This is a genomic window from Clostridium sp. (genome assembly GCF_016650095.1).
In the GTDB taxonomy this organism is placed as follows: Bacteria; Bacillota; Clostridia; order Clostridiales; family Clostridiaceae; genus Clostridium_AD.
In genome coordinates this window covers 1-12,916 of sequence record NZ_JAENWL010000066.1, presented here as the reverse complement: position 1 = coordinate 12,916, position 12,916 = coordinate 1, and the positions used below count along the sequence as shown (strand labels likewise).

The 12,916-nt window shown below is 32.9% G+C and carries 9 protein-coding genes; 7 read left to right on the top strand and 2 right to left on the bottom strand.

Translation table 11 applies throughout. From position 1 onward, the window contains the following. Window positions 1-215, bottom strand: a 215-nt coding sequence (locus JJE11_RS06100; RefSeq protein ID WP_366927912.1) for a hypothetical protein, incomplete at its 3' end; no start/stop codon positions are given. A 56-nt stretch (window positions 216-271) separates the two neighbouring features. Further along, window positions 272-3,172, bottom strand: coding sequence for a BTAD domain-containing putative transcriptional regulator (locus JJE11_RS06095; RefSeq protein WP_291633639.1), 2,901 nt, complete (start codon window positions 3,170-3,172; stop codon window positions 272-274). A gap of 238 nt (window positions 3,173-3,410) precedes the next feature. Between JJE11_RS06095 and JJE11_RS06090 the strand changes: the two genes are divergently transcribed. The 7 genes from JJE11_RS06090 to hutI all read left to right on the top strand — a co-directional run bounded on the left by JJE11_RS06090 (window position 3,411) and on the right by hutI (window position 12,759). Next, window positions 3,411-4,928 carry a histidine ammonia-lyase gene (locus JJE11_RS06090; protein WP_291633637.1) on the top strand — a complete coding sequence of 506 codons (1,518 nt, stop codon included), beginning with the start codon at window positions 3,411-3,413 and terminating at the stop codon, window positions 4,926-4,928. Between the two features lie 140 nt (window positions 4,929-5,068). After that, on the top strand, window positions 5,069-5,542 hold the full coding sequence (locus JJE11_RS06085) for a (2Fe-2S)-binding protein (protein ID WP_291633635.1): 474 nt from the start codon (window positions 5,069-5,071) through the stop codon (window positions 5,540-5,542). A gap of 1 nt (window position 5,543) precedes the next feature. Next, a complete protein-coding gene (locus JJE11_RS06080; RefSeq protein WP_291633633.1) occupies window positions 5,544-6,401 on the top strand; it encodes an FAD binding domain-containing protein in 858 nt (285 codons plus the stop codon). After that, entirely contained in the window at window positions 6,394-8,655 is a 2,262-nt protein-coding gene (locus JJE11_RS06075) for a molybdopterin cofactor-binding domain-containing protein (protein WP_291633631.1), read from the top strand. The genes JJE11_RS06080 and JJE11_RS06075 overlap by 8 nt, the downstream gene beginning before the upstream one ends. A 30-nt stretch (window positions 8,656-8,685) precedes the next feature. Then, a complete protein-coding gene (locus JJE11_RS06070) occupies window positions 8,686-10,125 on the top strand; it encodes an aromatic amino acid ammonia-lyase (protein WP_291633630.1) in 1,440 nt (479 codons plus the stop codon). Window positions 10,126-10,137: 12 nt separating this feature from the next. Further along, complete coding sequence (locus JJE11_RS06065; RefSeq protein ID WP_291633628.1) at window positions 10,138-11,463, top strand: aromatic amino acid lyase; 1,326 nt, start codon at window positions 10,138-10,140, stop codon at window positions 11,461-11,463. A gap of 42 nt (window positions 11,464-11,505) precedes the next feature. After that, on the top strand, window positions 11,506-12,759 hold the full coding sequence (hutI, locus tag JJE11_RS06060; RefSeq protein ID WP_291633626.1) for an imidazolonepropionase: 1,254 nt from the start codon (window positions 11,506-11,508) through the stop codon (window positions 12,757-12,759). The last annotated feature ends 157 nt before the right edge of the window (window positions 12,760-12,916 follow it).

Sequence of the window (12,916 nt, the reverse complement as noted above, 5' to 3'; positions counted from 1 at the left end):
TCGAAAATTCCTTCTTGATTTTTAATTAAGGGATGTTTTAACCTGTCATTATGGCTAACAAAACTATATCCTTGCCAACCTTTAACACAAAGTTTTCCTTTACTAACAATATCATTATTTTTAGGAGTAACACCTGTTACTTCATTGTTCTCAACATTTAAATAATAATTACATCCACACCCACAATACCCACAGGTAGTAAGTACTTTTTTCATGAATTCACCCCTTTAGTTAATATTATTTTAAAATTCATAGTTTATATTAAGGCATATTATTGCCCTAGTAGTTCTTTTAATTTATTTAGAATTTCCTCATCTGATGGATTTTTCATCATATTATTGTATTTACAGGCTTTTTTATAATTTGTTATTGCGGATGCTCTATCATCTTCTACTATCATAAGTAGTGCATATACACAATAAGCAGTGCATCTTTGCCAAATACAATCAATCTTAGAATACAGCCTCAGTGCAGTTAGAATATATTTTTTAGAGTGATCGTAATCATTCACTTTGTAAAAACACAATCCTGCATTTGTATAGAATATAGGCAGACCAAGTATAGTTTCAGGAGCTTTCAATACTTCTATGGCTTTATCATAATAACCAATAGCTTCATAATATTTTTTCTGAAGCCTTTTGCTTTCTCCAATATAATTGTATGCAGCAGCTATATTAAGGGAAAAGTTATTTTTGCTATCTATATTTGAAAAAATATGGATAGATTGATTTAATGTCTTCTCAGCCATATTATATTCCTCTAACATAATATGAGAATAACCTTTAAGGCGGAGTAGTACTGATAGCTCTTCTTTAAGATTATAGCAGTTTGCAATATCCATTGCCTTATCAATGTAGTCTTTCATCATTGTTTTGTCGCAAGCGTTTATGCAGTAATAGATAATTATTTTGTAGCAGCTCAATGTAAACTTATAATCATTTAGCATTATTGATGCATCTATGAGAGAGAACACTATTTTGAGTCCTTTAGTATAATTGCCTTTTCTTATATAATCTCTTGCAAGAATATAAGAAAACTGCATATCTATTGTCGCTATTTCACTACTTTTATATCTATCCCCACTTTTGAGAATCTCAATAGCATGCCTTATAATTGCAAACTCTTTACTTAATTGTTGCGCAGAAAAAAAAGTAAATTCATTTAAAAGTATATCTCTATTACATAAAATAGGGAATACTTCGTGAGAAGATTGAAGACATGTGCTAAAATTCTTTAATTTGTATTCTAACGATTTAATCTTGTTATCGCTTTTATCATAGTGGTAAACAAGTTTTGGGTATAAGTCACAGTCTTTAATATCATCCACTAAAGCTGTTTCAAGCATCTCTGCTATTAAACCATGGTAAAACACTCTCTGAGATTCGGTAAGTTCACTATATACGAAAAGTGCCATCATCTCCTGAGTAAAGCAGTAATAAATACAATCTTTTTTAACTTCTTTTATATAATTCTTTTTTACAAGGCTACTTAAGATATCAAGTAGGTTAAGATAATCACCTTTATAAACGTATTGAATTTCTTCAAGACTTGCCACATCAAAAAATATAGAGAGTATATTAAGTGTTTTTCTTTCATCTTCTGATATGTCAAAAAGCCTTGTTTTTAGAATATCCATAACTTTTGGAGGAAGCTCATCGAGCTTCCCATTATTTTTTAGGCTGTTTAATAATTCTATTAGAAAAAAAATATTTCCCTCCGTTTTATTATATAGGATATTTTTATGATATTCAGAAAAATCATGATACTTAAAATAATTACTTGAAAAATCAAGGGTCTCTAAGCGTGTTAGTGCCATAAGTTCAATTTCATGAATGTGGTCGTGAAATTTTAGAAACGTAATAAATTTATCAAGTTCGATGTTGTACCCATTTCTTATATTCATTATGAATAGTATTGAATCATTTCGTAGTATTAAATTTTTGAGTATACTAAGGCTTATGTTATCAATCCATTGTATATCGTCAAAATATAAAATAAATTTCTTGCCGTCACTTATAATATTTAAAATACCGGATAGTGCATTCTCCACAGCCAGATAGTTTGTTTCATTGCTACTGCCTTGTAGAAATGTGCCTACCTCAGTTTCATTACAGTTTCCTAAATCTAAAAAAGGGAAAAAATATGAAGTAATATTATTAAATCTGGGTGGTATTATTATATTATTTTCAGATATATATTTGTATATTTGTTCAAATATACTGTTCCATGGCTTTAAAAAATAACACACATCTGACTGGTAACATTGAGTCTTAAATATGGTGATTTTATCATCTTCAAGTGTATTTAGAAATTCATATATAAATCTGCTTTTTCCTATACCAGCCTGTCCTTTTATGATGATAGATTTAGATGAAGTGTTATCTAAAAAATCATTTAAATATGTACTTAACATGTTAGTTTCTTTATCTTTTTTATAAAAAAAACTTATAGAACTTCTTTTAGATGATGAGATTAGAGATTTCTTTCTTAATATGCACATATAAAGTTCTGTGGTTTTTTCATTAGGAGAGACTGAAAGTTCTTTTTTTAGTATTTTAGACAAATCGTTATATACAATTTCTGCTTTGTCATACTTCCCAAGCTTTGAAAAAATTTTCATAAGATTTCTATAGGCTTCTTCATCAAAGTCATTTAAATTAATTAGTTTTTTGCAGTATTCAATGGCAATGGTATCATTGCCGCCTAGCATATTACATATCACAGCTTTGTGAAGACTATTAGTATAAACATCTCTATAATATTCTCTGGTTTGTAAAAGCCATTCTTCAAATCCTCCAGCATTTTTAACATTAAAGCCTTCTAAAAAATCACCATTATACGAGGTTAGAGAAGCTTTGTTATTATCCATAAAATCAAAGATATCACAAACAAAATGAATTTCCGGATTAACTGTTATTATTTCACGCTTTGGTGATATGAAAACATTACAATTAATTATTTTTTTTATAGAATAAAATGCATTCCTAAGATCTTTTTTTGCTGTGGAGTTATCAAATTCCGACCAAAAAAGGTTTATAAGTGTATCTCTTGATGCCGTTTTGTTTATTAAAATGTAATAAAAAAGGGCTTCTGCTTTCTTAAAAGGAAAATATATTTGTATATTATCCACTCTTACATATGGTGTTCCAAGGAGTTTAACATATATTATCATTATAATCACCTACAAAAATTAGATTTTAATTTTGACCTTTTTTTGACTCAATTGTGATAGGGTTTTGTAGAAGAAACTTTTTAAACATTTAGAATATTAAAAAAATAACATTACTCATTGATTCTTTAGTAATAATATATAACTGTTTAAAAGGAATGTAAAGTATATAATTATTTATGGAAATGTTTACAATTTATCTAATATAGTAATTATTAAAATAATATAATGAGGTGAGGAAATGGAAAATGCATTATTACTTACAGGGAAAGATTTAAGCATTCAGGATATTTATAATGTGTCAGTTAAGGGATATAGTATTGAAATAAATGAAGAAGCAAAAAAGGTTCTTGAAGATTCAAGGCAGCTTGTTTTTGATTTGGTAGACAGTGATGTACCTGTTTATGGATTTAACACAGGCGTTGGTTGGAACAAAGACAAGAAAGTTATGAAGGAATTTTTTAACCAGTACAATACAAATCTCATTCGTGCTCATTGTGTTGCAGTAGGACCTAATGCAAGCGTTTCGGAAGTGAGAGCTATCATGCTTGTGAGGCTTAATGGACTCTTAAATGGATATACGGGTATACAACCTGCTATAGCTTATAAGTATGCGGAAATGTTAAATAAAAAGGTTACACCAGTGGTACCCGAGCGAGGGTCGGTCGGAGAAGCTGACATTAGCTGTATGTCTCATATAGGCCTTTGTATGATAGGAGAAGGAGAAGCATATTACGATGGAGAACTTATGGATGCGTCAGAAGCACTTAAAAAAGCTGGTATTGAAGAAGCAATTTTAGGACCAAAGGATGGACTTGCAATAGTAAGCTCTAATGCACTAGCTGCAGGAGAAGGAGCATTGGTAATTAAAGAAGTTGAAAATCTTCTTGATACTGCTGATATGGTATATGCAATGAGCCTTGAAGGGCTTAATGGAAATACATCTCCCCTTGATCCAAAAACTCATGAAGCAAGACCTTTTCATGGACAGGCTTACAGCGCAAAAAAAATAAGCCAGTATCTAGAAGGAAGTACGATTTATCAAGCGGATTGGAAAAAACCAGTACAGGATCCACTTAGTTTTAGAGGTACTGCTCATATTCATGGAGCAATTAGAGATGCACTTGAGTATGTTAAAAAATATCTTACTATACATATAAACTCTTCAGATGATAGTCCATGTGTGTTATTAGATGAAAGAAGAATCGTTTCTTGCTCAAATTTTGAAGTAACAAACTGGGTACTAGGATTTGAAATGTTAGGAATAGCTCTAAGTCATATGTCCAAAATATCATGCCATAGAACAATAAAGCTTAGTACTCCTGATTTTACAAATCTCTCAAGGTTTTTAGCACCAGCTAACAATGTGATCTGTTTTGGGACTATACAAAAGGCATTTACTTCATTAGATACCGAAATAAGACATCTATCAAACCCTGCTACGGCTGATTATTTTTCAGTAGCTGGAGATATTGAGGATCATGCAAATAATTCACCATATGTAGTTCAGAAAACTAGGAGAATTGTAGATAATATGTATTATATCTTAGGTATGGAAGCAATGCATGCGACACAAGCCATAGATTTAAGGACTGATATTTCTTTAGGTAAAGGAAGCAAAGCAGCTTATGAAGCTTTAAGAAGTGAAATACCATTCTACAGCGTTGATAGAAATCTAACAGTAGACATTCAAAAGGCATATGAAATCTTAAAAAATGGGAAACTCATGAATTCTGTTAATAAAGCAATAGAGATCTAAAGTAATTTAATTAATTTTGGACTTGCAGGTAAACGCTGCAAGTTTTATTAGTTTATATATAATTAATATTTCACGTTCTGACTATCTTTTGACGGTACTTGTGTAGAATATAATTAATTATTGTTTTAGGAGGAATGTAAATGATACTAGAATTAAAAGTAAATGAGATGCATTATAGTGTGGACGTAGATCCATCTAAAAGACTAATAGATGTTATAAGAGAAGATTTAAAACTTAAAGGAACGAAAGAAGGCTGCAGTGAGGGTGAGTGTGGTGCTTGCACTGTTATCATGAACGGTAAGGCAATTAATTCTTGTATGCTACTTGCTGTTCAGGCAAGAGGGTGCGAAATAATTACAGTTGAGGGTCTTGAAAAAGACGGAGAACTTGATGAATTACAAAAGGCATTTATAGAAAAAGGGGCAGTGCAGTGTGGGTTTTGTACACCTGGAATGCTTATGTCATCAAAGGCTCTTCTCATGAAGAACCCTGATCCATCAGATGATGAGATAAGGATAGCAACAGAAGGTAATTTATGCAGGTGCACAGGTTATGTAAAAATTGTGGAAGCAGTAAAAGAAGCTATAAAAAATAGTGAGGTAAAGGAGGGATAGTATGAATAACATTATAGTTAAAACTCCTTGTAATATAAATGAATTAGTAGAATGTCTAAAATGCGCAAATAAAGATACTTACTTGATAAGTGGTGGTACAGATTTTGTAATAGAAATGCGTAATAATCCACTTCTTATTGGAACAATTGTAGATGTCAAAGGCATTAAAGAATTTAATTATATAAAAATAGAAGATGACTTAATAAAAATAGGAGCTAATTCTACTTTTACTGAAATTGCTGAAAATGATACAATTAATAAATATGCAAAAGCATTGAGTCTGGCCTCATCAAATGTGGGCTCAACACAAATTAGAAATGTGGCAACACTTGCAGGGAATGTAGCTAATGCAGCACCGGCAGCGGATTCTATACCGGCTCTTATAGCACTTGATGCAAAAATAAAAATAATAAATGGAAAAGGTCAAATAGCTATAAAAGAAATTGAAAAAATCCTTAAAAAGCTTAAAAGGGATGAAGCTATTATAGAAATCATTATTCCTTTAAGGAAGACTTATCTGAGTGCCTTCTCAAAAATAGGTTCAAGGAGCAGGGTGACTATTTCGAAATTGAACCTATCAGCTTGTGTAAATTATAGCGATATAATTGAAGCTGTTGTTGTATCTGTAGGAAGTTTAGGGCCTATTGCTTTTCGTCTTAAAAACTGTGAGAAAATACTTTTACATGAGGTGCCTTCAATTGAGCTTCTTAAAAAATTCAAGGAGTGCTTAGTTTCCGAAGTAGAGAATGCAATACCGGGAAGAGCATCCCTGCCATATAAGAGAGAAGCTATAGTAGGCCTTGGTGAAGAGGTTTTTTATATGCTATTTCCAAAAATAAGAGGTGATAAAGTTGAATAAGGATTATAGATATATTGGTAAGAAAGTTCCAATGGTTGATGCTTATGAAAAAGTTACAGGTAAAATTAAATATGTAGGGGATATGGTTTTCCCCCATATGATTTATGGGAGCCTTTTACTTTCAGATATTGCTCATGGAATTGTTATTAGCATAGATGTTTGTGAAGCAGAAAAGCTTCCTGGTGTAGTAAAGATACTAACATATGAAAACACACCACATGATTATTTTAATTCTCACAAATGGTTTGAAGGACTTACTACTGTAAAAGATGAGCTTATGTTTACAAATAAAGTAAGATTCGTAGGGGACAAAGTAGCTGCTGTTTTTGCTGAGGATTATGAAACAGCAAGAAAAGCTTGCGCACTTATAAAGGTTAAATATGAAAAGCTTACACCAGTTATAAATCCATTTGATGCACTTAAAGAAGATTCTGAGAAAATTCATGAACATGGTAATCTTATAACTGAAAAAGTAATAGAGTGCGGGGATACTGAAGATGCTTTAAAAAATGCAGATTTTATAATTGAAGATACCGTCATTACACCTAAGATACATCATGCGGCAATGGAGCCTCATGTATGCATATCAACAATAGATGAATTTAAAAATGTAACAATATACTCACCTTGTCAGGAAGTTTTTCAGGTTCAGCTTGTGACATCCGATGCAATTGGTATTCCAAAGAATAAAATACGGGTTATTAAGACACCTATGGGGGGTTCCTTTGGTGGAAAAACTCATCCTATTCTTGAACAAATATGTGCATATACATCACTAGTAACCGGAAGACCAGTAAAGTTACTTCTTGATAGGACTCAAAGTATTATAGCAACAAGGACAAGGCATAATGTAGTTGGAAATATAAAAACTGCTGTAAGTAGTACCGGAGTAATAATTGGCAGAGATATAGATGTGCTCATAGATACAGGAGCATATTTTACAAATGCTGAAGCTGTATGTATGGCTATGGGTAAAAAAGCTTTCAGATTATATAGGATATATAATCAAAAATATAGAGGAAGAGTAGTTTACACTAATACTCCTATCGGAGGGCCTGCAAGGGGTTATGGGTCGCCACAAATTCATGCAATAACAGAAATTAATATGAATAATGTGGCAAGAAAACTCAATATGAATCCAATAGATATATATTTGAATAATTTAGTCCATCCTTATGATAAAGATCCTACAGGGGGTACTGCTCTTGGAGATTCTCGAATTTTAGATTGTGTTATAAAAGGGGCAGAAGCATTTGCTTTTAGGGAAAGGTTTGATAGGAAAAAGGATACAGGAAGATATAGAAAAGGCGTAGGAATGGCTTGCGTAACTCATGGGAATGGGTATAAGGGAGCATATCCTGACTTTACATCTGTTAGCTTATCTATTGATACAGACGGTGGCCTTCTTTTAAAACAGTCGATTCATGATCTTGGCTGTGGTACTGTAACTACAATGATGCAGATAGCCGCAGAGGTTCTTGATATGGATATTAAAAAAATAAGAGTCTTCGAGGCAGACACTATGCTAACTCCATATGACAGTGCCGGAAGTCAAGCAAGCAGAGTTACCTACGTTTGTGGGGCCGCAGTAAAAAATGGAGCTGAAATAATAAAACAAAAGCTTATTTGTTTTGGTTCTAATCTACTTGGATTAAAACAGGAAGATGTGTATATAAACGATGGTTATGTATGTAGTAACAGTGGAGACAGACTATCTTATGGGGAAATAGCAACGCAAACTGAACTTAAATTTAGTGAAGATATATCTACTATATATACTTACAAATCACCGGCTAATCCAGGAGCTTATGCAGCTGATTTTGCCGAGGTCACGGTTGACACTTTAACGGGAATGGTAAAGGTCACTGATTTCCTCGCAGTACATGATATTGGGCAAGCTATAAACAGAACTTTTGTTGAAGGACAAATTCATGGAGCTGTACAAATGGGCATAGGTTATGCGCTTACTGAAGACCTTAATATAGATAAAAATGGCAATATAAAATCAGATAGATTTAGTAAGTATCATGTTATAAACTCTCCAGACATGCCAGATGTTAAAGTGATTTTGATTGAAAATGGAGAAGAAAATGGACCTTTTGGTGCAAAGAGTGTTGGAGAGATTTCGACAAATGGAGTAGCACCGGCAGTTATAAATGCCATAAACAATGCGATGGATGTAAATATAACTACAATGCCAGCAAATCAAGAGAGAGTTATAAGTTCTCTAAAAGATAAAAGATATCAAAACTAAAAATAAAAAAGTATGGCAGGGGGTCTAGTTGTGAAAAATATACTGTGTTTGGATGGAACAAATTTAAGTTTAGAAGTTATAATTTCCTTACTTGAAGGAAATGAATATGAAATTACGATATCAAAACAAGAATTAGTTAGTCATGTGAAAACTTTAGTAAATGCTGAAGGAGTTCAGGCAACACGTGATACACTACCAAGAAATCATGCAGCTTGCTATGGCAAAATGTTACCTGTGGAAATTGGAATGGCAAGTTTAGTCCTCTTGCTAAACGAAAGTATAAAATATACGGATACAATTAGAGAAGAATTAATTGAAAGAATTGTGGCTTTCATCAATTATAAAATATACCCATGTATACACGATATGAATAAGTATGAATTATCTGCAATGAGTGAACTTGCTTTAATTATTTCTGGGGAAGGTAAAACAACTTGTTTTTATAAGGGAAAATATAGTTCAACGCAGCTAGTTCTCAAAGAATTAAAAATGGACAATTTTAATCTTACTGAGAATGAAGTACAGTTTATGATGAATATTTGCTGTGTTTCTACGGCGTTATCAATTCTAATGTTAAAGGATGCAAAGAAAATATGTAAAACTGCAGATATATGTGTGGCAATGAATTTAGAAGCTATTAGAGGTGAAACTGGTGCTTTTGATAAAAGATTGCATGAACTAGCCAGACCTTATCCAAATCAAATTGTTTCTGCAGAAAATATCAGAAGATTGCTTGAGGATAGTGAATTTACCACTGAAAAAGCTAGAATTGCATTTGGCGGAGATAAAGGTGCAAGATGTCAAGATGCAATTTGCCTAAGAGCAGTGCCACAGACACATGGGGGTGTACGAGACACTATACATTGGCTTGAGAGTAATCTGAATAAAGAAATTAATAATATTTCCTATAAAGTTAATCCTATCATTGGATATTCGTTAGATTTAGTCATGATTGCTTTGGCAGATTTGGGTAATATAAGTGAGAGACGAAGTTCTAGATTGAATGATTCTCATCTATCCTATGGATTACCAATGAACTTGGTTGGTGAAAATCCTGGATTTAATCATGGGTTTCCAGTTATACAAGCCGCAGCTACTGCAGTACTTGCAGAATTAAAATTACTTTCATTACCTAGTTCATACAATTGCATGATAGACCCTGTGAATAAAAACTATAACTGCGCAACATATGCAGCTGCTTTCAAATCAATAGAAGCGATAAATCTAATAACAAAAGTTTTGGCAATTGAGATGCTTATGACTGCACAAGGTATGGATTTGGCTAAGGATAAATTGAAAGATTTTAAATTTGGGAGAGGAACAGAAGCTGCTTTAGTAGAATTTAGAAACTATATTGAAGTAACTAGGGAAAATAGATTTGCGGTGCCTGATATGGTTGAAGCAGATAGACTTGTGAATCAAGGAATGGTACTATTGGCAGTTGATAATGTTATTGGAAAGTTAAATTAAGGGGGTGTTTTTATGCATATCGGAAATTATTTTATTGATGGATACCATTTAACAATAAATGAGAGTATATCAATTTTAAGGGGTGAACTTGGAGATGTATGCATCACAAAAGAATCAATATCAAGATGTGAAGCTTCAAGGGATCAAATAAAAAGATGGCTAAAAAAAGATGCACCTGTTATATATGGCGTAAATACTGGTCTTGGAAACTTAAAGGACACTGTCCTCTCACCAGAGGATCATTTGAAATGGAACAAAACAATACCTTATCCCCATGCAGTTGGTATGGGGGAACCAATTAATGCAGATATAACAAGGCTTGCATTACTAATTAGGGCAAATGTTTTAAGTAGAGCGTACTCTGCTGTTAGGCCGGAATTGATCCAAAGAATGCTTGATATATTTAATGCAGGGATTTCCCCTGTTGTTTTAGAATTAGGATCAACAGGGTTAAGTGACCTAGGGCCTCTTGCTCAGAGTGCAATGGTTGTAGCAGGATTAGAAGAAGCAGAGGTGTTTTATAAGGGTATAAGAAGCAAAGCTCAAACATGTTTCACAGAAGTAGGGTTAGCACCCACCTTTCAACTTGAGTGTAAAGAGGTTCTTTCGCAAATGAATGGGTCAACTATGACACAGGCTATTGCTGTGCTTACTTATTACTCAATTGAAAAGTTATTTGATATTCAAAACGAAATAGAAGGCTTTACCATTAACAATGAAAAATACTATATTGATGCAAAGGAAAAAGTTAATTGTGCAATAAGTGATTCCCTTACTTTTATTTCAAATATTATAAACTTTGAAAATAATATTACCTGTGATAATCCACTACTTTTTAAAATTGAAGGAGGGAATTATGAGCCGGTAATGGGCTGTAATTGCAGTAATACACAGGTAGGATATGTCCTTGATTTGATAAATATACTTATTGCAGATAAGTCGAATCTTACTTACGAAAGCATTTGTATAATAGAAAACGACTATCCTGAAATAGAAGGACTTAGAAAATTATCTTTATCATTACTTATGGAAATTAAGAGCCAATGCATGCCCGCTAGTGCTGATTCAATATCGACTAAGGGAAATCAAGAAGATCACGTTGAATTTAGCTATGGTGCTGCAAGAAAAGCAATGAAAGCTACTAAATTGTTCAAAAAACTCTTCGCTTGTCAGCTTTATTCAATATTATTAGCATTGCCAAATGAAAAAAGTGTAAAATTAACAGGAATACTAAAAGACGTTGCAATGCATCTACGCTTAATGGATGAAGAGTGTATGATATTAGAAAGGGTAGAAGTTATAGAAAAGTTTTTAGGGGGTTATGCTTTTCTTAATTAATTAAAGAATTTTAAAAAGTATATATTTGAGAGGGATGCATTTATGAAAAAAGGGAATTTACTTATAAAGAATGCTGCTGAACTGGTTACTTGCAGCGGTGGCAAGGCAAAATATGGTGAGGAAATGAAAAACATTCATACCATTAAAAATGGAGCCGTTGTAATTGAAAATGGTATAATTAAAGCGGTTAATACTACAGAAGAAATATTAAAAAATTATAGTGAAGCGGATTATGAAGTTATAGACGCATCTAATAAATGCGTGCTTCCAGGATTTGTAGATTCTCACACTCATTTTATATTTGGTGGCTATAGGGCAGAGGAATTTTCTTGGAGGCTTAGGGGCGATAGTTATATGGGTATAATGGAGAGGGGTGGCGGAATACAAAATACAGTAAAAGAAACAAGAAATGCCCCAGAGGAAGAGCTTTATAAGTTGGGCTTTGAAAGACTTAATGATATGCTTAAGCATGGAGTAACAACGGTGGAAGGTAAAAGCGGTTATGGCCTTGATTTTGATACGGAAATAAAGCAGCTTAAGGTTATGAATAAACTTAATAAAGAGCATGCTATGGATTTAGCAATTACATTTTTGGGTGCACATGCGGTTCCACCTGAATACAAAGGGAAAAATAATGAATATATTGATTTTATTATTAATAATGTGCTCCCTGTGGTTAAGGAAGAAAATCTTGCAGAGTTTTGTGATGTTTTTTGTGAAGATAAGGTTTTTTCTGTAGAGGAATCACGAAGACTTCTTTTAAAAGCAAAGGAAATGGGTTTTAAAATTAAACTTCATGCGGATGAAATAGTTACGCTTGGAGGCTCAGAGCTTGCAGCAGAAGTGGGGGCAATATCAGCAGACCATCTATTGCATGCTTCGGATGATGGGATAAAGGCTATGGCAGAGAAAAAAGTGATTTCTACGCTCCTTCCATGTACCGCATTTTGCTTAAGTGAGCCATATGCAAAGGCAAGGAAAATGATTGATAGTGGCTGCGCTGTGGCATTGGCATCAGATTTTAATCCTGGGAGTTGTTTTACATATTCAATACCTTTGGTATTCGCAGTGGCAACTATATATATGAAAATGAGTATGGCAGAGGCAATAACAGCTCTAACAATAAATGGTGCTGCTGCAATTGGTAGAGCGCAGTCCATAGGAAGTATAGACGTTGGGAAAAAGGGCGATATTGTTATTTTGAAATATCCTTCTTATAATTTTATACCATATAATACGGGTATAAACCTTGTAGAGAAAGTAATTAAAAATGGAACTGTAGTTGTTAATGTATAATTAAATGTTTAATTTCTAAGGTAAGTTGTATAATGAAATGACCGAAGAGTAACAAAAAAATAAAGACTCAAGAGAAATACTCTTGTATAATGTTAAGTGACTAAACCAACATATACGGGAGGATTTCACATGAGTCAATTAAATTTTATCACACAGT